Genomic DNA, 21,348 nt, shown 5'->3' on the forward strand with positions numbered 1-21,348 from the left:
CTTCAATGCGTTGGGCTTCCGACGACGCCCATCAACATGTGACGACCATCTATCGAGTTAACAAATTATATGTTAATATCTCTCACATCTTACGATAAGAGTTAGCCACCTCGAACCTCAAGCCACAAGGATGTGTCCGGATGCCACTGCCGCAGTCCATGCGAACGTCGGTCCTGCGGGGACCCCGCAGCGTCGCCCTCGTCGAGCGGCCCGTCCCCGAGCCCGGCCCCCGCCAGGTGCTGATCAAAGTGAGCGCCGTCGGCGTCTGCGGCTCTGACGTGCACTACTACGAGCACGGCCGCATCGGCCAGTACGTCGTCGAACAGCCGCTGGTCCTGGGGCATGAGGCCTCCGGCGTCATCGTCGATCGAGGCCCAGGCGCCGCGCGCCACCGTGTCGGCCAGCGGGTCTCGCTGGAACCCGGCGTCCCTGACTTCACCTGCGTGCACTGCCGCGCGGGCCGCTACAACCTGTGCCTCGACATGCGGTTCTTCGCGACGCCCCCGATCGACGGAGCCTTCGCCGAGTACGTCGTGTTGCACGAGGAGTTCGCCCACCCCGTCTCCGACTCGCTCAGCGACGAGGCCGCCGCTCTGCTCGAACCGCTTTCGGTGGGAGTCTGGGCTTGCCGCAAGGCGAACGTCGGCCCCGGTGACCGCGTGTTCGTCTCCGGCGCCGGCCCCATCGGACTCGTCTCCGCACAGACCGCCCGCGCCTTCGGCGCGAGCGAAGTCGTCGTCACCGACGTCAACCCCAAGCGCCTGGCGCTGGCGGCCGAACTCGGTGCCACCGGCGCAATCGACGTCGCATCGACACCCCTGGCCGAAGCCGCCTTCGAACCCACGGTGCTCTTGGAATGCTCCGGCAACCCGAAAGCCGTCAATGCCGCGATCCGCACCGTCGCCCCCGCAGGCCGAGTCGTCCTCGTCGGCATGGGCGGCGACGAGTTCGCCCTTCCCGTCTCTCGCATCCAAGAACGCGAGCTTGTCCTCACCGGCACCTTCCGCTACGCCAACACGTGGCCCGCCGCGATCGACCTCGCGGCCTCCGGCCGCGTCGACCTCGACCGGCTCGTCACCGGCCGCTTCCCGCTCGCCCAGGCCGAACAGGCCCTCACCAGCGGCATGCGCGATCCGGCCTCGGTCAAGGCGGTCGTCCTGCCACAGGAATGACGGCCCGCAACTTCCTACCTGCCCATTCAATGAGAAAGCACGCTCAAGCTGAGCGTCGATAGGACGAGGAGGTCCTGATGAAAACCCCTTACCGAACCAGAACACTGCTGGCGGTGGCCGCCGCCACGGCGCTGGCCGCGGCCGCATGTTCCGGCGCAGGCGGTGGAGGCGCCGACACGATCACCATCGCCACGGTCGCCAACCCGCAGATGCAGGACATGGAGCAGCTGTCCTCGATCTACGAGGAGGAGACCGGCAACAAGGTCGAGTTCGTCGTCCTGCCCGAGAACGAACTGCGCGACAAGGTCACCCAGGACATCGCCACCGGCTCCGGCCAGTACGACATCGTCACCATCGGCTCCTACGAGGCGCCGATCTGGGCCGAGAACGGCTGGCTGGCCAACCTGGACGAGTACGCGAGCGACCCGGAATACGACGTCGACGACCTGCTCCCGCCCGTGCGCGAGTCGCTGACCTACGAGGACAGTCTGTATGCGGTCCCGTTCTACGGTGAATCGTCATTCCTAATGTACCGCAAGGACCTCTTCGAGGCCGCGGGCGTCACCATGCCCGAGAACCCGACCTGGACCGAGGTCGCCGACCTCGCCAGGCAGCTCGACGACCCCGAGAATGACGTCGCCGGCATCTGCCTGCGCGGCCTGGCCGGCTGGGGCGAGGTGATGGCTCCGCTGGACACCATGATCCACACCTTCGGCGGCCGCTGGTACGACGAGGACTGGAACGCCCAGCTGACCAGCCCCGAGACGAAGGAGGCCGTGCAGTTCTATGTGGACCTGGTCCGGAACTACGGCGAGGACGGCGCTTCCAATGCAGGCTTCTCGGAGTGTCTGACCGCCACCAGCCAGGGCAATGCCGCGATGTGGTTCGATGCCACGGTCGCCGCCTCAGTACTGGAGGACCCGAACTCCTCCGACGCGGCCGGGAAGATGGGCTACGTGCCGGCCCCAGTGATGGAGACCGAGCACTCCGGTTGGTTGTGGGCCTGGTCCCTGGCGGTCCCCGAGACGTCTGAGAAGAAGGACGCGGCCTGGGAGTTCATGTCCTGGGCGACCGGCAAGGACTACATGAACCTGGTCGGCGAGGAACTGGGCTGGGCCCGCGTCCCGCCGGGCAGCCGCGCCTCGACCTATGAGATCCCCGAGTACGCCGAGGCGGCCAGGGCGTTCGCCCCGCAGACCCTCGCGGCGATTGAGAACGTCGATGTGAACAAGCCCGGTCTGTACGAGCAGAACTGGACCGGGGTGCAGTACATCGGCATCCCCGAATTCCAGGACCTGGGCACCAAGGTGGGCCAGGAGATCTCCGCGGCGATCGCCGGGAACCAGACCGTCGACGAAGCACTCGAGAAGGCGCAGGAGTACGCCGAAGAGGTCGCCGTCGAGGGCGGCTACAGGGATCAGTGATCGACCTATGACGACAACCGTTTCCCCGTCCGCGGCGCGCGAGCGCCGCGGGCCGGGGCGGCCCCAGAGCCGCACGAAGGTCAAACGCCCCGTCCGTGAGCGTTGGGTCCGACGCGGGCCGCTGCTGCCGGGCCTGCTCGTGGTCGTCCTGCTGACGCAGATTCCGTTCGTCGTGACGATCTACTACAGCTTCCAGGACCAGAATCTGCTGCGTCCGGGCCAGAGCGCCTTCGCCGGTTTCGACAACTACGTCGCGATCCTCGGCGACCCCCATTTCCGCGGCGCGGTGTTCCTCAGCCTGTTCCTGACCGCGTCCGTCGTGGTCCTGGCGACGGTGCTCGGCATCGCGCTGGCGCTGCTGCTGGACCAGAAGTTCTTGGGCCGCAATCTCGTCCGCACGCTGCTGATCACGCCGTTCCTGGTCATGCCCGCCGCCGCGGCACTGATCTGGAAGCACGCGATGTTCAATCCGATGTTCGGGATCCTGAACTGGGCGCTGTCCCCGTTCGGCGTGGAGCGCGTCGACTGGGGTTCGGAGTACCCGCTGTTCTCGCTGGTGCTCATGCTGGTGTGGCAGTGGACCCCGTTCATGATGCTCATCGTCCTCGCCGGACTGCAGAGCCAGGACACCGAGATCCTGGAGGCCGCCCGCATGGACGGCGCGGGACCGGTGCGGATGTTCTGGCGCATCACGCTGCCGCATCTGCGCCAGTTCATCGAACTGGCGGTCGTGCTCGGCACCATCTTCATCGTCAACACCTTCGACCCGATCTACCTGATCACCCAGGGCGGGCCGGGTCAGGCCACGACGAACCTGCCGTACTTCATTTACCAGAAGGCCTTCCGCGCCTTCGACGTCGGCGAATCCGCCGCGGCGGGCGTGCTGGTCGTCATCGGCACGATCGTCATCGTGACGTTCGCGCTGCGCCTCGTCTCCGGCATGTTCCGAGAGGAGAAGTAAGTCATGACCGCGCTGATCTCGAATCCTCCGCTCACCGAAGGCGACGCCGAACTGCCGGATCCGCCGGTACGCCGCCGCAGCCGTCGAGGCGCGTTGCGTCCACTCTTGCGCACGGGCACGCTCGTCCTGGTGGGCTGGGCTGTTGCGCTGGTGTTCTTCTTCCCGGTGCTGTGGATGTTCGTCTCCGGGTTCAAGCAGGAGGCGCAGGCCGCGACGAATCCGCCGACCTTCTTCTTCGAGCCGACGCTCGACCAGTTCGAGGCGATCCTCGGCCGCGACTTCCTGCCGTTCCTGCTCAACTCGCTGATGGCGTCGCTGGGGTCGACGGTCCTGGTGATCATCCTGGGCACCCTCGCCGCTTATGCGCTGTCGCTGCGGCCGATCCCGGGCTGGAGGGATTCGCTGTTCTTCTTCCTCTCCACCCGCTTCATGCCTCCGGCGGCGATCATCCTGCCGCTGTACGTCCTCGCGAACAACGTGGGCGTGCTCGACAACATCACGATGCTCACGCTGATCTACACGGCGATGAACCTGCCGATCGCGGTGTGGATGATCCGGTCGTTCATGATGGAGCTGCCCAAGGGGGTCCTGGAGGCCGCCAAGGTCGACGGGGCGCCGTTCCTCACCGAGATCCGTAAGATCATCCTGCCGATGATCGCGCCCGGCCTGGCCGCGACCGCGCTGATCTGCTTCATCTTCGCCTGGAACGAGTTCTTCTTCGCCGTCAGCATGACCTCGACGCAGGCCGCCACGGTCCCTGTGTTCCTCACCGGGTTCATCACCAGCGAGGGCCTGTTCCTCGCCCGCTTGTCCGCCGCCGCCACCATGGCCGCATTCCCGGTGATCCTCGCCGGCTGGATCGCCCAGAAATGGCTGGTCCGTGGCCTTACCATGGGAGCCGTGAAGTAATGCGCGCCATCATCGTCGAAGCGCCCGGCCAAATCAAGAGCACCACTGTGGACGAGCCAACGCCGGGGCCGCGCGAGGTCCTCGTCGCGGTGTCCGGCGCAGGAATCTGCGGGACCGACCTCCACATCATCGACGGCGACCTGGAAGGCACGGTCTACCCGATCGTGCCCGGCCACGAGTTCGCCGGCACCGTGGCCGCGGTCGGCTCGCAGGTCACCGAGTTCGCCGAAGGCGACCGCGTGGCCGTTGACCCGAACGTGTTCTGCGGCGAATGCCACTACTGCAAGATCGGGCGCGGGAACCTGTGCGAGCGCTACAACGCACTCGGCGTGATCAACAGCCCCGGCGCGGCGGCCGAATTCTGCGTCGCTCCCGTGGCGAACTGCTTTCTCCTGCCCGAGAACGTGTCGCTGGCGGACGCGCCGCTGATCGAGCCGCTCTCCTGCGCCGTGCACGGCTTTGACCTGCTGCCCGGCCGGGTCGGCGAGCACTACCTCATCTACGGCGCGGGCACGATGGGCCTGATGATGGCCCAACTCGCCCGCTTCTCGGGGGCGGCGAGCGTATCGGTCGTCGACCTGAACGCCGACCGCCTCGGGGTCGCCGCCGACCTGGCCGCTGATCGCACCGCCACGGAGGCGAACGCGTTCGACCGACCGCAGGGCTGGGAGGTCGTCATCGACTGCACGGGCGCCGTTCCGGCGATCGAGGACGGTCTGCGCCGAGTCCGCAAGGGCGGCACATTCCAGGTCTTCGGCGTCGCACCCGAGGCCGCGGCCGCATCCTTCTCGCCGTTCCAAGTCTACAAAGACGAGATCCACATCGTCGGATCGATGGCGGTCCTGCACAGTTTCGGTCGCGCCGTCGAGCTCATGGGCAGAGGAGTGCTCGACCCAGCGGTGATGACCAGCCACCGTTTCGGCCTCGACGAATACGCCGACGCGATCGACCGCTTCCGCGTCGGCGTCGGACGCAAACTGCAGATCACCCCGGGAGCCCCCGCATGACGTACGCGGAACACCAGGAGCGCCGACGCCATCGTCTACGCTTTCACTTGCAGGACGATCACCACAGCGGCCGTCGCCGAGGAACGGGGAGGAGGATTCGTATGACCGGTAAGACCAGGCCTACGCAGGCCGATGTCGACCAGCGCCGCCAGGCCGTCCTGAACAGCGTGGCCGAGGAAGGCGAGATCCGCATCGCCGACCTCGCGACCCGCTTCGAGGTCAGCCTCATGACGATGCACCGCGACCTCGATGTCCTCGCCGAGCGGCACATGCTCCGCAAGGAACGCGGCCGCGCCGTCGCCTACCCCGCACTGACCATGGAGACCGCCACGCGCTTCCGAGAGGACGCGAACCTCGCCGAGAAGCGCGCGATGTGCGACGCGGTCGCCTCCCACATTGAGGCCGGCAGCACCGTGCTCATCGACGATTCGAGCACCTTGTACCCCCTCGCGGGATCGCTCGCCCGCAAGGGAGTCGAACGGCTCACGGTCATTACCAACTCGATCGGCGTCGCCCAGCACGTTACGAGGGAACTCCCGCGCGTCGAAGTCACGCTGCTCGGCGGGCGCTTCCACGGCGAGTTCAACTCCTGCACCGGGCCCGAGGTCACGCGCGCCCTCGGACGCCTCCACGCCGACCTCGCCCTGATGTCCGCCACCACGATCCTCCAAGGCCGCCTCTACCACCCACTGCGCGAGTTCGTCGAGGTCAAAGAATCCATGATGGAATCGGCTGAGCATGCCATGCTGCTGGTCGACCACACCAAGTTCGGCAAGACCGCCACCTTCCAGTACGGCACGGCCGCCGACTACCTGACGACCTTCATCGACGCCGCCGTCCCCGAGGAGGAGATCGCCGCCATGCGCGAGCTCCGAGCCGACGTACACATCGTCTCCCCGGACGCGGCCCGATGATCCACGGCCTGTTCGACATCGAAGCGGCCTACCGGCCCACGGAAGCCGAATCGGCCGCACCGGTACCGCCGGTCCAAGCGGTCTTGTTCGACTTCAGCAACACGCTGTTCAGCATGATCGACCTCCCGACGTGGCTGCGCCGCGTTGCCGCCGCCAGCGGCCGCTCCGACCTGCTGGACGCCGAGGGCGCTTTCAAAGCCGCGGTCCACCAGCTCAACGCGGGGTACCGCGACCCGGAGGTCGCCCGGCTCCAAACCGGCCGCGACCTCTCGTCCGAACGGCACTGGGAGGCCATGCACGCCTGGTGGAGCCGTGTTGACCTCCTGCAAGGCGCCGAAGAGGCCGCCTACGAAGTGCTTCGCGCGCCCGACTCATGGGTCCCGTATCCGGACACGGCGCCGGTCCTGCGGGCACTGAAGGAAGCCGGCATCCGGTTGGGCATCGTCAGCGACTTCGGCTGGGATCTGCGCTTCCACCTGAAGCGTCATGACCTGGCCGAGCTGGTCGACACCTGTGTCATCTCCTGCGAGCTCGGCCGGGAGAAGCCCGACCCCGAGCTGTTCCGCATCGCTTGCGACCGACTGGGCGTCGACCCCAGGGCGGCTCTCATGGTCGGCGACAACCCCGTTCGCGATGGCGCCGCCGTCGCTTGTGGGCTCCGCGCGTACCTCCTACCGGCCGAACCCCGCACCGGCGAACGAGGCCTGAGCCACGTCCTCGACTTCCTCCACTGACTGCTGAGAGCGTCGCCATACCCAGGCTGCGCGCCGGAAAGCCACTAAGAGCGCGTCTCAGTTGGTGGGTTTTTGGAAGCGGATGCGAGCCACGGTGTCCCGTCTCGTTAGTTCCGGGGCAGTCTCGTTTTAGCGGAGGCATCTGGGGGTTGTCTCAGTCGAGCTGAGGTACTCATCCTGAGCCGGTCTTGTGTTGCTGCGTCCTAAAGCACCCCGGAAGGTACGAAAGGGCCGAACCACCGCACGCAAGCGGCATCCGGCTCCTCCGCTATCTGATGCTCTTCCTGTGGGCGACGATCGCCGCGACGGCGAACCCGACTGTCGCGGCGATGAGCAGTATCAGTGCGGGATTGGCCCCAGCCGGAACGAGCTGTACTGTCCACTCCGTGCATTCGAGCACGAAACTGGGTGGGAACAGCCACTCTGTGAGGTTGACAAACTCGCCTGCGCCGTGCCGACTGCATTCCTCTCCGGTGTCCCACGGGGAAGACACGAAGAGCGTGCCCACGTAGAGCGGGATTGCGATACACAGGGAAGCAAGCGATGCGGCGCTGAACACCGTGCTTCGCGCGGGGCGGCGCTTCCTCAAGGGGGCGGTCACGGCGGCGACCGCCAACACCACGAGGATGAGCAACGAGACCGGGCACAGCACCGTCGCGGCGAAGATCATCGGGTGACTTTAGCCGGTGTGTATCAGAAGGACTCGGCGGTAGGCCAGGGGTATGACTCCCTGGGGAGGAATTCGCTGAAGACGTCCTCCGTCGCATCGCCGACGGAGAGCGATCTACCCCAACTGAAACGAGGCAGATCGACCCGGACCTTGCCCCGGGAACAATGAGAAACCGCAGTTCAACAGCGGTCTGACTGCCTCGGCCTAATTGAGACCGGTCACACGGCGAAGCAGGCAGTGCGGTCAGCGTGGCGCAGGAGTGTTGAGCGCCGCGGGGCGTACGCCGCTGCGGCGCGACTAGCCGCTCGATTCCTCGAGAACACTGCGCCAGGGGCCGGTGTCGATGCCCTTGCCCGCCAGCCACGCGTCGCTGTAATACGTGTCGCGGTACCGTTCGCCCCCTTCGCCGGCGACGATCACCATCGCGCCGGTTGCGCCGGTGCGGGCGGCGAGTTGGCGTGCGGCCCAGAGGCAGGTACCCGTGGCGGGGCCGTAACGGGTGCCGGTGCGCTCGGCGAGATACCGCATGGCGGCGATGCTCGCGGCGTCGGGGACGGGAACGACGCGGTCGGCCAGGTCGATGCGGAACGCCGGTTCGATGCGGGGGCGGCCGATGCCGGGAACGCGCGAGGGCATGCCGGTCCCATAGCCGGGGTCGCCGCTGGCCCAGCCGGGGAAGTACGCCGAGTGCCCGGGGTCGGCCACGGCCACCCGCGTCGGCGCGTCCGCGTACCGGAAGTGGCGCGCGAGGGTCGCGGCGGTGATACCGGTTCCGGCACCGCATACGACCCACCCTGGGGGTGTGTCGCACTGGGCGAGGAGTTCGCTGCCGATGTTCCCTGTGCGCCAGTCGGTCGCGGCTTCGGCGCGGTTGAACATGTCGAGGTAGAACCCGTTGTCCTGGGCGGCGATCCGCTCTGCGGTCGTGTAGATCGCCAGGGGCGGGTCGACCAGTTCGCACCGGCCGCCGAGCGACTCGATCGCGGCGACTTGGGCGGGGTGGGCGCGGGCGGGCATGACGGCGGTGAACGGCAGTCCGAGGAGGTTTGCGAAGTGTCCCAGGGAGAGGGCGCCGCCGCCTCCGGTGGCTTCGACGAGCGTCGCGCCTTCGCGCAGGTCCCCGCTGGCGAGCGCGTGCAGGAGGAGGTCGCGGATGAGGCGGTGCTTGAGCTTGCCCGAGGGGTGGGCGGACTCGTCCTTGAGGTGGACGACGGCGCCGCCGAACCGCGCGATCGCGCGTCGCAGTGGCGTCGCCGGCGCGGGTTCGGCCCGCAGCGCCGTGATCGCCCCGCGTGCCCATGCCGCTTCGGTCATGCGCCCATCCTACGCCGGATGCAAAAGTGGCCGCACTGCGCGAGGTGTGTAGCAGGTGAGAACTGCTGCGAGGGCGAGGAATGCGGTGAGGAGGTGGACATGGCGCTCATATCGGATGGTGAGGCGGCGGTGGCCGCCGAGCCAGGCGATGGTGCGTTCCACGGCCCGGCGGTGGCAGCCCAGGCGCGCGGAGGACTCGATACCCCGGCGGGCGATGCGGTCGCTGCCACCGCCCTGGGCGCGTTTCGGTGCGACTGGAATCAGCGGCTCAGTGATTTCCCACAGCCCATCGGGCACCAGACGCTTGGCGAACTCATCCACATCAGATCGATATCAGATGCCTTGCGTGGCAACCGAGACAAGCTCTTACTGGCCGTGCTCATCAGGGCTTGTTCAAGTTCCTGAAGGGTTCGGGTGGTGGTGGGTGCCCAGGATTGGGAGGGCTCGTTCGGGTTCTTCCCGGATCGCCCTGGTGGTCGTGGCGATGTTGACGGCGCCGAGGGTCTTGAGGGCGCCGATGGCGAGGTTGCGGAAGGCGGCCATGGCGCGGGGTGCGGTCCCGGCGTGGACGGTCGAGGCGTCTTCGCCGAAGGTGACGTCCCTGATGTGGGGAGACGAGTTCTCTATGGACCAGTGGCCCCTGATCCAAGCGGCGAGGACGGCCGGGGTGGCCTGGTGCGCGTCGAGGCTGGTGACGGGGAAGACGGTCTCTCTGGTTTCGGATTGGCCGGATTCCTTGCGGCGGGGGCGGACGCGGATGGCGAGTTCGGCCTCGGGGAAGGCGATGCCACCGAGGTTGTTGGCGACGGCCATGGTGTTGATCGAGCGGGACTCGGTGCGGCCGTGTCCATTCTCAGAGGCGGTAGGGGCGACGGGGAGCTGGCTCCAGGGCAGGGCGCTGATCTGGGTGTGCGTGGTCGGCTGGTTCGTCTTGATGACCGCGATGTAGTGCGCCTGTTTGGCCTTCACCAGCCATGTGGCGTGGTCTTGGACGGTGTGGAGGGCATCGAAGGTGATCACGTCGCCGGCCCAGCCCAGTGGCGCGAGCAGGGGCTTGCAGTGCGCGGTCTCGTTCGTCGTCGCTCCGACCTCGGCCTGGGCGACAGTGACCGGCAGGCGGTGGGTAAGGGCCGAGAGCAGGTGACGGTGCCGCTGGTCGAGCCGGGCCGAGCCTTTCAGGGCTTTGCCGTCGACGGCGATGATCCGCTGCGGGCGCCCGGGGCCGGTCGGGTCGGTCAGTGCGTGGTGGCGGTCGGCCGGGTAGGAGCCGATCGCTTGGTCGAGCGCGTCGCCGTCGAGACGTTCGAGGGCGCGGCCGATCGTGGCCCGCGAAGGGAAGCGGCGCCAGCAGAGCAGATGACGGCGGATCCCGACCGCTTCCAGGATCTCGGCCCCGGCGCGGGCACCCCATTCGGCGAGTTCGTCGATGCTCCTCGCGCCCGAGACGGTCGCGCAGGCGCAGACGAGCAGGATCGCGGTCAGGGAGTACCAGCGGCCGCGCCGGGATCTCGGATCGGGGACCGAGTCGAGGTAGGGGGCGCAGGTCGGCGACTGTGTCGGGTTCGAGCGGACCCGGCTTCGCGAGCACGGCGGGGATCGGGGAGGGCGAGCGGGCAGGCACGGGATGCTTTCGTGATGGTTGGGCTTCAGCACCCGAGGATCACGAACCCCGCGCCTGCTCCGCTCAGCAACCCAAATCAGTTTCAGCCCGGCGATGTGCTTGACCGCGGGCATCAAACACACCCGGCATTGTCAGTGGTGAGGGCTGGATCAACCCGATCATCGAATCCTGTTGAGCTGCAAGGACAAACATCAGTCCTTCCTGATCCATTGCGGCTTGACCTCGTGTTCGCTGACCCGCCAGCCCATTGGCGTCCGCACCACGACACTGCTCGAGCGCAGGCCGCCGATCTGATGGGGCGGCTCGCCCTCGCGGAAGTAGTACACGACCGAGTTCGCCGAAACGGCCGCCCGGTCGCCGTCGAGCTCCACCAACACGTCGAACTGCGTGTGCTGCGTGAGCTCTCCCTCGATCTCGGCTTTGCGCATGAAGTCGACGAGGCTGTCGAGGCCGCGCATCGCTCCTCCCCGCGGCGAGTGCACCACCACGTCGTCGGTGAAGACGGTGCCGGCGTCGTCCCATCGGCGTTCGTCGAGCAGGAGCGCGAAGCGGGTGAACAGGTCAGCGATCTCGAATCGGTCGGCGATCATCGCGTGGTTGGACATGCCATCCTCTTTCGTTTGTCTTACTAACGTTGGTGGAGCCAACTATAGATGGATTCGTTGGCGATGCCAACCTTGTATCGTGAAGTGATGGAGCAGACTCCCGCACGCTTGATCGAGATGCCCAGCTGGCTGCTCACCCAGTTGGCAGTCCACGCCCACCGGCTATCGGCAGAGGCCTTCGCCGAGGCGGGCGCGCGCGGGTACCACTACCGAATCCTGTCCTCCCTGGATGAGTTCGGCGTCGTCAGCCAGGCCGAGCTCGGCCGCCACTCCAACATGGACCGCAGCGATGTGGTGGCGGCGGTCAACGAACTCGCCGAGCAGGGCTGCCTCGAACGCACCCCCGACCCCGACGACCGCAGGCGCAACCTCGTGTCCCTCACCAAGACCGGTGAGGAGCAACTGCGGCGACTGGACCGCGCGCTCGACAAGGCACAGGAATCACTGCTCGAACCGCTCGCGGCCGAAGACCGAGCAGCCTTGACTCGCATGCTCGGTCAGCTACTCGCACACCACCAGCGCACCCAACGGAGTTAGGACACGCCTCGACCGTCCATCCCAGCATCGCGCCGCAACCACAACCCACACCGACCCGGAACTTGAACACACCCTGCGTGCTCATCTCGTGATGCGACGACTTCCCACTTCGCGATGCCAGTAGTCGGCATCGGCGCTGGTGCTCTGGATGATCGCATCGGGTCGGACCGGGGCCGGCCACAGCTCCAGCAGGTAGCGGTCCACTGCGCCGTCGGCGAACTCGCCCTGATGACCGGCATCGCGCCCGCAGGCGCTGACGCGCACCCGGTAGGCCCCGGAAGGAAGGTCAAGGCCACCGCCGTCTTCGCCTGCCCAGACACCCCACACCACCTCAGCGTCAAGCGGAATCGCGATGGAGACCTCGACGATGTCCTCCCAGGCTTCGACATCAGCCGGAGAAGGCTCGGGCGCCAGGACGATACGCACAGGCGAGCCCCCGGACCGCCTGGCGAGATTGACGTACAACCCTAGGCCGGAAGCGGCTCCGACCAAGCCGTTCACCTGACCGGCGAAGTTTCGATCGAAATCGCCGTCGAAACCGTAGTCGCCCCAGCACAGTTCGAACAGTCCGTAGTCGGTCTCGACCATCTCGTCCAGCAGCACTCGCCCCATACACCGATTCTGGCACCGGGAACCGACGGCCCAGAACGCCGCCCACGGACGGCTACTCTCGCCAACCCACACTCCGAGAACCTACTGAGACACACTCTAAGAGCGCGTCTCAGTTGGTGTATTCGCTGCTCCCCACGAAGGGCCGCGGTGAGGATGCTCGGTAGGCTTGGGTCGCATGAGCGAGCAAGTGAACCCCCAGGGGCATGAGAGCCGATCCGTCTTGCGGCGTAGGGGACGCGAGATCGCCTTGGGCAAGACCCTGATGGTCAGTCTCGCTCAGGTCGCCGCTGCCGCTGCGGTCACGTTCGGCGGCGATGCCGTCTCCTCGTCCTGGGCTGGCACCTCAGAGGAGTTCGCCCCCGGCGCGGGCGTACCATACATGCTGGCCCTCCTGCTGCTCGCCCCGCTCAGCGCGGTGATCATCGGGCCCCTGGTGGCCGGGAAGTTGCAACTCGGCGCCGCCGGGTTCTACTGCCTCTCCTTCGTCGTCGGCTATCTGGTTTGGCTGTTCGCATTGTGGAACCCGAGTAGCTCCGGGAACGTGCTGTTGCTCCTTCTGGTCATAGCTCCTGCGAACCTGCTCGTTGGCTACAACGCCGGCATGCATCGAAGCTGGACACCTCCTCCAGGCACATCCAGCTCAGGCTTATGAGTTCGCTCCGCCTGGCGTGCAAGGCATCTGGTATAGATCGTGCATGGACGAGTTCGCCAGGCGCCTGGTGCCCGACGGGTTGTGGGAGATCGTCGAGCCGCTGATTCCGGCCTCGCCGAAGCGGGCGCAGGGCGGCGGTATCCCCAGGGTCGGTGACCGGCAGGTGTTCGCGGCGGTCGTGTTCGTCCTGACCACCGGTTGCGCTTGGCGGCTCCTGCCGCCGGTCTTCGGCGTCTCGCACCAGACCGCGCACCGGCGGTTCACCGAGTGGTCCGAGGCCGGACTGTGGGCGAAGCTGCACCGGGCTGTGCTCGACCGGCTCGGCGCCGCCGGCGAGATCGACTGGTCGCGGGCGATCGTCGACGGCGCGAGCCTGCGCGCCAAAGAAGGGGGATCGCTGACCGGCCCCAACCCGGTCGATCGCGGCAAATCCGGCTCGAAGATCCACGTCCTTACCGACCGCGCCGGACTGCTACTCGCACTCGGGGTCTCGGCCGCGAACATGCATGACTCGCAAGCCTTCGAGCCGCTGGTCCAGGGCATCCCGAAGATCCGGTCGCGGCGTGGCCCGCGTCGCAGGAAACCCGCGAAGGTCCACGCCGACAAGGCCTACGACATCCCCGGCTGCCACCGCGCGCTGCGCGAGCGGCGTATCGGCAACCGGATCGCCCGCCGCGGCATCGAGTCCTCGGCCCGGCTCGGCCGCCACCGTTGGGTCATCGAACGCACCATCGCCTGGCTCGGCGGCTACCGCCGCCTCACCATCCGATACGAACGCCACGGACACCTGTTCGCCGCATTCCTCGCCCTCGCCGCAGCGATCACCTGCTACAAGAAACTCACCAACTGAGACGCGCTCTTACTCCCGGGCGAGAAGGATGATCTCCAACGGTGCCGTGCCGTTGAGTCGATGTTCGAGCAAAGTGACGCCTGCGGCGACCGAGCGGAAGGCCGAAGCGACCGAAGGGTTGCCCGCGAGTTCGGCTTCCCCGGCCAACAGCAAAGCGGGGATCCGAACGTTCGCGAAGTCCTTGAGTAGAGGTCGTTGCGTACGTGTCAACACCGGCTCCGCAGTGTGGAGAAGCTTCCACGCGACCGACGGTGCCCAGATCGGCTCTCGTCGGTTCACGTTGTCGCCTCCCATGGCGGAGCATGCCACGCGAAGCTTCTCGAAAAGTGAGTCAAGATCCACTGATTCGCTGAAGAGTAGCCGGTATCCAAAAACTCCCGAACATTCAAGGAGACTCAGCTCGAAAGTTTCCTTCGGAACTGCAAATTTCTTGTCTGTGTGCGTCATCACCTCCGTGTCGGATGCGACGTTTGTAAGAACCTGAGTTAGGGTCCGTCCCATTACATTCTCGAACGCGGTCTTCCTTGTGCTGGCGTAGTCGAGGGTCCGCGGGTCGAAGTTGGCTGAGAATTGGCTCGCCGATGAGAAAGCATCGTCGAGCTGGCGTGCGAGTGCCAAGGAGTGCGTCAAATTGCGAGCGCTGGGTTGAGTGGATGCGAGTTGCTTCGCCAGCCCGTGCACGAGTTGAAAATCGAGCTTGTGCGCTCTCTTGAGGTCATAGGCAGGGAAGGAGTCCTGCAGCAGCATCCTGACGATCTCGACGTTGAGGAGGAGATCCTTTGTGGTGAGAAAGGCGTATTCGACCTCATCATCGTATGTTCCGCGAGAGTAGTGGGAGAGCGATCGGCTGAAGGCATCGGCGATCGCACGAGCATCGAGACGAATTCCGGCGAGGATGAAATCGATGATCAACGGCGAGTGCACAAGATCGAGCCGGACTGCAATAAGCAGGTCCTCACCGGTTACCTCAAGGGGATCACTCTCATCCGCCGACCACGATTTGCGAGCCACTGTGCCCTGCGCGCTTGCCGTCCAAGCGGTTCGGCGCAGTTCGGCGTCCTGACTCTGCGCTGTTCCATTGCTCATCAGGAACTCGACTTCAGGGCTGGTGGGCAGTCGAAACGTAGTGGCGTTCTCGGGTACATCGACGCTGTTGATCCAGTCGATGAAGGCCCTTACATCGCTGCGCCAGATCCCGGCCGCAGGTCGAGACGGATCGAGCTCCATTTCATTCATGCCCTCAGGAAATGGGACACCCGTGTCTTCGCAGAACAGCCAATAGAGATGCTCGGGGATCGGGTACGGGCAAAGCATCGTCCCATGCTCGTCGGTGACGAGCCTGCTCAAGTGACCCGCCGCGAGAGCGCTGGCAATGAGACGGCGGCGTTCGGGGTCTGCGCCGTCCTCGAACGCCTCCTTCAGCAGTCGGTCGAGGCTGGCGCGAACTTCGCGATCCAGTTGTCCGTGCCACACGCAGTCGAACGCCAGCGCCAGCGAGGCACCCGTGTTCTTCTTCAAGCACGCCTCAACGATGTCGTGTGCGTCAGCGTCGGTGACGTACAGCAGCGTCGTTTCCCGCCACCAGGGGTCGCCGACCGAGCGGACCAGCGTCGAGACCAAGTTCTTACTGCGAATGTGCTTGGAGGCCAAGTATTCACCGAGGGTGTGGTGTGCGAACGCGTACAGATCCTTCTCCCGTTCGACCAGCAGCCCGCTGGTCTCCACGAGCGCGGTCAGTAGGTCCTCAGCGCTTATGTCGGAGTCGACCTGCTGCAGGACACGGTTGAAGACTTCTAGCACCTGATGCTTCGGGTAATCGCGCGTCTCAGCGACCATCATGTCGTACGCCAGTGCCGCGAGGATTCGCTGCCGGACCGTGCCAGGCGGTTTGACCTCGAGTTTCTTGGACTCCTGGCGTCGCCAGAGCATGACGTCGCAGACTTGGTCGTAGAGGTCGGCTCGACCCGCCGGCAGCGAACGTCGATCGCGGTGCACCAACACCATCATCGTCAGCAGCAGGGGGTTGACCGCCAACTCCATCAGCGCCGGAGCTGAGGAGAGCTGGCTGATCAAGTCTTCGGCCTCTTCGCGGGCGCGCTGGTCGATCTCAGGGCCGGATGCTCCGGTCGCCAGTCGTTCGGCGGCGCGGCACCAGCCGAGGACGAACTGGCGGATCTGTTGAGTCGTGAACGGCCGCACTTGAAGCACGGTCGCTTGAGGTATGACCGCGGTCTTATATCCGTGAGGCCGAGAAGTGATCACGAAGTCGTTCTTCGGGTGCTTGGCGATCTGCTTCTCGATCCATTCAGCGATGGCGGCGCGGTGTTCGCTGCGCGCGACTTCGTCGAGGCCGTCGAGAAGGATCAGACAGTTACCGGCGCGCAGCTGAACTTCCCACCAGCCCGGAGGCTCGGCGACCGCGAGAGTTCCCACGTCAGCCCTGATAAGGTGCGCGAGTGTCGGGGGCGGTTCGGGCGACTCAGAGGTCTTGGTGGTCAGCGATTCGGCATGGTCGCGAAGCGCTAGCATCACGGGAATGCGGCGTCGGCGATCCTTGCCCTGATTGGCCGCGAGTCGGGCCGTGTGCCGAAGCAGTGTGCTCTTGCCGCTGCCCGGGGCGCCGATGACCGCGCAGACGGCCGGTCGCTCCTGGTCCAGGAAATCGTGGATCGATTGTCGCCGAGTCTGATCGACGCGCGGGGCGGGAAGCAGCCCGCCTGCCTTGCCAGAGGGAGACCCGGGAGCCAGACCGACATCCACATAGACCGCGTCCAACTCAGGGATGTGGCTGGGTGTGTGGGCTAGGTCCCGCGCGTTGATGTGGCCCTCGCGCTCCAGTACGTAACGGCGGTAGTAGCGGGCGTAGCGCGAGACCCGACGGCCGAGAGCGAGGTCGACAACGTCCATGACCTGCTCAATGCGGCGGCGCACGACCTGCTGGGCGACCGAAGCCACGATCGCGCCCAACAGGATCACGACCTCATACAGCGCCAGGAGCACTGCCGCGACCCACCCCGTGGCAAACCCCTGCTGGACCACCAACCAGGCGAGCGGGATCCCCAATACCCCGATCAGTCCGGTGAGCGCTTTACCCGCGACAGACATCCGTCAGCTCCTACCCACCTGCGGCACCACCCGGCAGGTGCGTAGCCGCACCGCCTACAGGCCGTGAATGAATATGAGGAAGGTTACCGCAACAGGCCACGGCCACATCGGCTTCGTTCAGCCGTTCGGTCCCTCCGACCGCACCTCCTCAGACAATTCCCAGCGTGTGGTGGGCTCCTGGCACCGCTTCTAAGGACGTTGTCGCCAACCCTCGGCAATGGTGGCGTCTACTGATCAAGGAGCTGTTTGACTCTCTAGGCGTGATTCGACTCCGAGGGTGCGCGCACCCTGCGCACCCTGGCGCGGACATACCCGCGCACCCTGCCTATACCGAGCGGGTCCTGGAACGATTGCCGCATCCATCTAGCGCCTGCGTTGTCCTTGACGGTGAGCGCGGCGATCACCGCTCGTTCGCACCGGTTTGATCCTGACGCGGGACGGAGCGGGACCCGTTCTGCCGGATCCAGTGATCCTGAGGTGATCAAAGGCGGGTTGGCCGCGGCGCCCGGGGAGCCAATAAGGGAGCCAATAGATCGAGAAAATGATGACCAATGACGACCGACTGAGACCGGCAGTGACTGCTGCCCTTCGGCATTGAGCAGCATATCCATTCAAAAAACCGGATATTACGATATATAAATTTAGCTTGAGGTGCTAGTGTCCTATTATGGACGTGGGGGTTCAAGTCCCCCCTCGCGCACAGAATCGAAGGCCCTGGGCAACCGGGGCCTTCTTTTTCATGCTTGCTCCTTCCTGCTTCCGTTGGTGCCCGCTAGGGGTGAGCCAAATTGTGAGCCAAAAGTTAACCAATATTCCGTCCCTTTAGGTCCCAGGTCCAGCCGCTCACGGCGTCGTCGATCAGTTCGGCACCTCCGGTGATGACTGGCCTGAGCTGGTGTCGGTACACCATCCGAGTCGTGGCGATGTCCTTGTGCCCGACGAGGTCGGCGATGAGCTCGATCGGCGCGCCCCGGTCGGACAGGATCGACACGTAGGTGTGGCGCAGTTCCCGCGGCGTCCACGAGCCGGCGATCCCTGCTTTGGCCACCACGGCCCTGAACTGGGTTCTGATGACTTGCGCGTGCGGGACGGTGTCGTGCCGGGTGCCGAAGACGTAGACGATTCCAACCGACTTCCAGCCGTGCACGGCCCGCCATTGCCGCTGCCGCACTTGGTGGCCGCGAAGCAGGTCGATGACCAGTTGCGGGAGCGCGGACGTGCGTCGGCTCTTCGGAGTCTTAGTGTCGCCGTCTTCGCGTACCGAGCGCCACACCTCGACGTGGGGCGGAAGATCATGATCGTGGACGCGTCCGCACGAGCACTGCTGGCCCTTGAGGGGGTTGAGGTGGAGATGGCGCCATTCGAGTGGTCGGGCCTCCTCGGTCCGGATGCCGGTAAGCGCGGAGATCGCGATGTAGGCGCCGATCGGCTTGCCCGCACTGGCTGCCAGGAGTGCGCGGATCCGGGTGAGGTCCAGGGCCTTGCTCGGCCGGCCCGGTGTGCCGCGGGGCGGGTCGACGAGCTTGGCGACGTTCCGCTCGACACGGCCGCGCGCCTCGGCGTCGAGGTCCGCGGTCACCTTGGGGCTGACGGAGGTGTCGATCAGGGTGGCGATGTCGACCGCGTCCTGCTCGCTGCGCCCGACGACGACCAGCGAGCCGCCGGGCCGCAACGCGCCGGCCGCGGCGTCGAGCCCACCCGTGCAGCGCAGCAGCCAGGACGAGGCGGCCACCATCCCCAGGCGCTGCTCGACGGCGAGTTTGGCCGCGACCGTGGTGCGGGTGACGTGATAGGCGGTCGTGCGCCGCCGCGGTGCATCAGGCAGCGCCGCGAGCGCGGCGTGGGTGGCGCGGGTGCGCCAGAACAGGCGGGCGGCGCGGCCCGCGAGCGGCAGCGCGGCCCAGCCGGGCAGATCGATGGCCGCGACCGGTCCGGTCGGGGCCAGCTCGACCAGGAGCCCGTCGACCAGGTCGGCGGGTCCCTCGACGGTCCACACCGACAGCGGCACGTCGAGACTGCCGCAGCGGTTCACCGCCAACTGCGGCTTCGAAGCAGTAGTACGGTTCGGCAAGTGATGGTCTCACCGGACACCGATAGATCTAGGCTTCTTCTATAGGCAGGGTGCGCGGCCACTTCCGTAGCGGGTGCGCGAGGCTGCGCGCACCCAACGGACAAGACGGAAACCCCTCCGGTCACCACTTGCGCGGGAACCACTATAGGGGGCGTCCCGGGGAGTCGGTCTCGAGCCAGGCGGCATTCAGGCCGCTGACGCGGTAGAGGGAATCAAGGAGAGTCGATCCACGCTGCGGTTCGAGCTTGAAGCTACCGATCGGTGACTGCCAAGTTCAAAGCATCGAGTGAGCGAGTTTAGAACGGGTTTCGAACTTCGCGGTGGAGACGAAAAGGGGCGACACGGCGGTGAGCCGTGCCGCCCGAGGCGTATGGGTCAAAGGCCGCTGACCTTGACCGGGAACTTGTCGATCTGGGCGATGGTGTTCTCTGGGTCGTCGGGTATGACCAGCTTGATCGGGTTCTCCAGCTGGTAGATCTCACCCTTGGGCGGGAAGTTGTCCAGTTGGCCGATGAGCTTGCCGGGCTCTTTGGTGCTCAGCACCAGTGGTTCTTCCGTGCGTCCGGCCAGCGCGATGAGCTGTTCGGGCGGGCGCTCGATGGTCATGGTGAAGTCGAGGAACATGGTCTGCTCCCACTGGGGCGGCGATTGGGAGAGCATCTTCACCAGCGAGTCCGGTGTCGTCTCGAAATCGCCCTGTTCGAGGGTGATCTCGCCCAGGCCCTGGTCCTGCTCCGCGGAGTCGGTCGGCGCTGCGGTGCCCTCGCTGGTCGCGGAGAACCCGGTGATCTTCATCGGCGTGGTGCCCGGGTTGAAGGGATCGGGCTGCTTGATGGTGAAGGTCAGTTTGCCGGTCAGCCCGGGGATGTTGAGTACCGTCGACTCCTCACCCGGTGCGGGGCCGGCGGCTGCGCCGTTGGCGAGCCCCAGGTCGAAGGGCCCGATCTCGACGCCCAGCGGGATCTCACTGCCGGGGGTGAGGTCGAGCTGCTCGGGCAGCGGGGGCCCCTGAGCAGGCGGATTGGAGGCCGCGCCTGTACCGGCGGCGGCCAGCAGCAGGAAGGCGGCGGCCGCTACCGGTGCCAGGCGTCGCCACGGTCGGCGCCTGCCGCTGTGGTCCTCAAAGTGTACGTTCACGGGCATGTCTCCTCACGATGTGGTGATGGACCGGTGGTAGGCGCGCCTGCGCCAGAAGGTTCCTGATACACAGACTCAACCTCACTAACCATTGCATTAAGCGCATATAACCTAACTGTGAGTGATTGTCGTTGTCGGGTTTCTAGAGCCACGCCCCTTAGGCCTGCGGAGGACGGCGGCGGTGCGGGCGAGGCCGGTGCCTTGGTTGCCGACGAGGGCGGCTCCCGCGGCTCCACCGACATCACCCTCATCCCCGGGGCCGTGGCCATCAACGTCCAGTACGCCTTTCAGGGAGGCGATCCTTGCCCGGGTCGGGGCCCGTATGCTGCCGCTACATGAGCTGCGAGGCCCCTCGATGCGGTTTGGGAAGATCTCGCTGTCAGACTCCGCCGGCCCGGGAGACCGTTCGATTTCCGGGCCGGCGGAGTGGTGGGATCAGGGCAGCAGGCAGAAGAGGTTGTTCGCGCTGAAGCTCTGGCACTGCCAGCCGAAGCCGAGGTAGCAGGCCTGGCCGCTGACCCCGAAGCACAGCTTCTCGCCGGAGAAGCCGATCGTCAGGTCGGCTTTGGCGACGACGACGCTGGGATGGAGATCGATGGTGGCGTGCGTACGCGACAGCTCGAAGCTGGAGCTGCCCACCCCGTTGCCGAAGATCGTCGGGGTGACCGTGACCGACGCCTTCCAGTCGTCGCCCATCTGGACGGTGTACTCGACCTTGATGGCCACGACCCCGGGGATGATGGTGATGTCGGTAGAGCCGCCGGGGCCGCCCTCATCGTCGCTCTCGTCGTAGGCGACCAAGGGGCCGCCCTCGCCCGGACCACCGCCGTCCTGCGCGGGTCCCACCTTGATCGGCGAGGGGTTTTCCAGGTGACGGGCGACGGCCTCGAAGTACTGTCCCCGAAGGTCATTTACCTCCATGCCCGTTTTCGCGGAGAGGTACGCCCACTGCTCGGGATGCGAGGGCGAGAACAGGGCGTTGGCGAGGAGTCGATCGGATGCGGTGTATTGATCGGTCCTGACGAGTTGATCGGTCATGGTGAGCCTCCTTGG

19 protein-coding genes and 1 pseudogene are annotated in these 21,348 nt (G+C 66.1%); 10 read left to right on the forward strand and 10 right to left on the reverse strand.

Translation table 11 applies throughout. The features are described 5' to 3' along the window. Window positions 1-140: 140 nt before the first annotated feature. From K3N28_RS15595 to K3N28_RS15625, 7 genes are all read left to right on the forward strand, one after another. Window positions 141-1,172 (forward strand): NAD(P)-dependent alcohol dehydrogenase, encoded by a 1,032-nt coding sequence (locus tag K3N28_RS15595; RefSeq protein WP_228093471.1) that lies wholly within the window; start codon window positions 141-143, stop codon window positions 1,170-1,172. A gap of 77 nt (window positions 1,173-1,249) precedes the next feature. Continuing rightward, window positions 1,250-2,596, forward strand: a complete 1,347-nt coding sequence (locus K3N28_RS15600; RefSeq protein ID WP_228093472.1) for a sugar ABC transporter substrate-binding protein — start codon at window positions 1,250-1,252, stop codon at window positions 2,594-2,596. Between the two features lie 7 nt (window positions 2,597-2,603). Further along, window positions 2,604-3,557 carry a carbohydrate ABC transporter permease gene (locus K3N28_RS15605; RefSeq protein WP_228093473.1) on the forward strand — a complete coding sequence of 318 codons (954 nt, stop codon included), beginning with the start codon at window positions 2,604-2,606 and terminating at the stop codon, window positions 3,555-3,557. Window positions 3,558-3,560: 3 nt separating this feature from the next. Next, complete coding sequence (locus K3N28_RS15610; RefSeq protein ID WP_228093474.1) at window positions 3,561-4,466, forward strand: carbohydrate ABC transporter permease; 906 nt, start codon at window positions 3,561-3,563, stop codon at window positions 4,464-4,466. Continuing rightward, window positions 4,466-5,473, forward strand: coding sequence for a zinc-dependent alcohol dehydrogenase family protein (locus tag K3N28_RS15615; protein ID WP_228093475.1), 1,008 nt, complete (start codon window positions 4,466-4,468; stop codon window positions 5,471-5,473). Before K3N28_RS15610 ends, K3N28_RS15615 begins: the two co-directional genes overlap by 1 nt. Window positions 5,474-5,574: 101 nt before the next feature. Continuing rightward, entirely contained in the window at window positions 5,575-6,387 is an 813-nt protein-coding gene (locus K3N28_RS15620; RefSeq protein ID WP_228093476.1) for a DeoR/GlpR family DNA-binding transcription regulator, read from the forward strand. Next, window positions 6,384-7,121, forward strand: a complete 738-nt coding sequence (locus K3N28_RS15625; protein WP_228093477.1) for an HAD family hydrolase — start codon at window positions 6,384-6,386, stop codon at window positions 7,119-7,121. Before K3N28_RS15620 ends, K3N28_RS15625 begins: the two co-directional genes overlap by 4 nt. A 268-nt stretch (window positions 7,122-7,389) precedes the next feature. Here the strand turns inward: K3N28_RS15625 and K3N28_RS15630 are convergent, their stop codons facing one another. The 5 genes and pseudogenes from K3N28_RS15630 to K3N28_RS15650 form a co-directional block, all read right to left on the reverse strand. Beyond that, window positions 7,390-7,791, reverse strand: a complete 402-nt coding sequence (locus K3N28_RS15630) for a hypothetical protein (RefSeq protein WP_228093478.1) — start codon at window positions 7,789-7,791, stop codon at window positions 7,390-7,392. Between the two features lie 297 nt (window positions 7,792-8,088). After that, window positions 8,089-9,105, reverse strand: coding sequence for a PLP-dependent cysteine synthase family protein (locus K3N28_RS15635; RefSeq protein WP_228093479.1), 1,017 nt, complete (start codon window positions 9,103-9,105; stop codon window positions 8,089-8,091). A 9-nt stretch (window positions 9,106-9,114) separates the two neighbouring features. After that, window positions 9,115-9,324 (reverse strand): annotated as a pseudogene (locus tag K3N28_RS15640) (hypothetical protein); the annotation flags it as partial. A gap of 174 nt (window positions 9,325-9,498) precedes the next feature. Then, window positions 9,499-10,758, reverse strand: a complete 1,260-nt coding sequence (locus K3N28_RS15645) for an ISAs1 family transposase (RefSeq protein WP_228093480.1) — start codon at window positions 10,756-10,758, stop codon at window positions 9,499-9,501. A 159-nt stretch (window positions 10,759-10,917) separates the two neighbouring features. Then, window positions 10,918-11,331 (reverse strand): nuclear transport factor 2 family protein, encoded by a 414-nt coding sequence (locus tag K3N28_RS15650; RefSeq protein WP_228093481.1) that lies wholly within the window; start codon window positions 11,329-11,331, stop codon window positions 10,918-10,920. An 87-nt stretch (window positions 11,332-11,418) separates the two neighbouring features. Between K3N28_RS15650 and K3N28_RS15655 the strand changes: the two genes are divergently transcribed. Further along, window positions 11,419-11,868 carry a MarR family winged helix-turn-helix transcriptional regulator gene (locus K3N28_RS15655; protein ID WP_228093482.1) on the forward strand — a complete coding sequence of 150 codons (450 nt, stop codon included), beginning with the start codon at window positions 11,419-11,421 and terminating at the stop codon, window positions 11,866-11,868. An 81-nt stretch (window positions 11,869-11,949) separates the two neighbouring features. On the opposite strand, the gene K3N28_RS15660 is transcribed toward K3N28_RS15655, so the two are convergent. Beyond that, window positions 11,950-12,480: a hypothetical protein gene (locus K3N28_RS15660; RefSeq protein WP_228093483.1), complete on the reverse strand. Its 531-nt coding sequence runs from the start codon at window positions 12,478-12,480 to the stop codon at window positions 11,950-11,952. Window positions 12,481-12,655: 175 nt separating this feature from the next. Between K3N28_RS15660 and K3N28_RS15665 the strand changes: the two genes are divergently transcribed. Together K3N28_RS15665 and K3N28_RS15670 are read left to right on the forward strand one after the other, a co-directional pair. Beyond that, the gene (locus K3N28_RS15665; protein ID WP_228093484.1) at window positions 12,656-13,132 is read left to right on the forward strand and encodes a hypothetical protein; all 477 of its coding nucleotides are present in this window, start codon (window positions 12,656-12,658) and stop codon (window positions 13,130-13,132) included. A gap of 43 nt (window positions 13,133-13,175) precedes the next feature. Continuing rightward, a complete protein-coding gene (locus K3N28_RS15670; RefSeq protein ID WP_228093485.1) occupies window positions 13,176-13,982 on the forward strand; it encodes an IS5 family transposase in 807 nt (268 codons plus the stop codon). Window positions 13,983-13,991: 9 nt separating this feature from the next. On the opposite strand, the gene K3N28_RS15675 is transcribed toward K3N28_RS15670, so the two are convergent. From K3N28_RS15675 to K3N28_RS15690, 4 genes are all read right to left on the reverse strand, one after another. Beyond that, on the reverse strand, window positions 13,992-17,087 hold the full coding sequence (locus K3N28_RS15675; RefSeq protein WP_228093486.1) for an NACHT domain-containing NTPase: 3,096 nt from the start codon (window positions 17,085-17,087) through the stop codon (window positions 13,992-13,994). An 802-nt stretch (window positions 17,088-17,889) separates the two neighbouring features. After that, on the reverse strand, window positions 17,890-19,158 hold the full coding sequence (xerC, locus tag K3N28_RS15680) for a tyrosine recombinase XerC (protein ID WP_228093487.1): 1,269 nt from the start codon (window positions 19,156-19,158) through the stop codon (window positions 17,890-17,892). A gap of 375 nt (window positions 19,159-19,533) precedes the next feature. Beyond that, window positions 19,534-20,295: a hypothetical protein gene (locus K3N28_RS15685; RefSeq protein WP_228093488.1), complete on the reverse strand. Its 762-nt coding sequence runs from the start codon at window positions 20,293-20,295 to the stop codon at window positions 19,534-19,536. 435 nt (window positions 20,296-20,730) lie between these two features. Further along, the gene (locus tag K3N28_RS15690) at window positions 20,731-21,333 is read right to left on the reverse strand and encodes a hypothetical protein (protein ID WP_228093489.1); all 603 of its coding nucleotides are present in this window, start codon (window positions 21,331-21,333) and stop codon (window positions 20,731-20,733) included. Between the last annotated feature and the right edge of the window lie 15 nt (window positions 21,334-21,348).

The organism is Glycomyces sp. TRM65418 (assembly GCF_019710475.1).
GTDB lineage: Bacteria > Actinomycetota > Actinomycetes > Mycobacteriales > Micromonosporaceae > Glycomyces.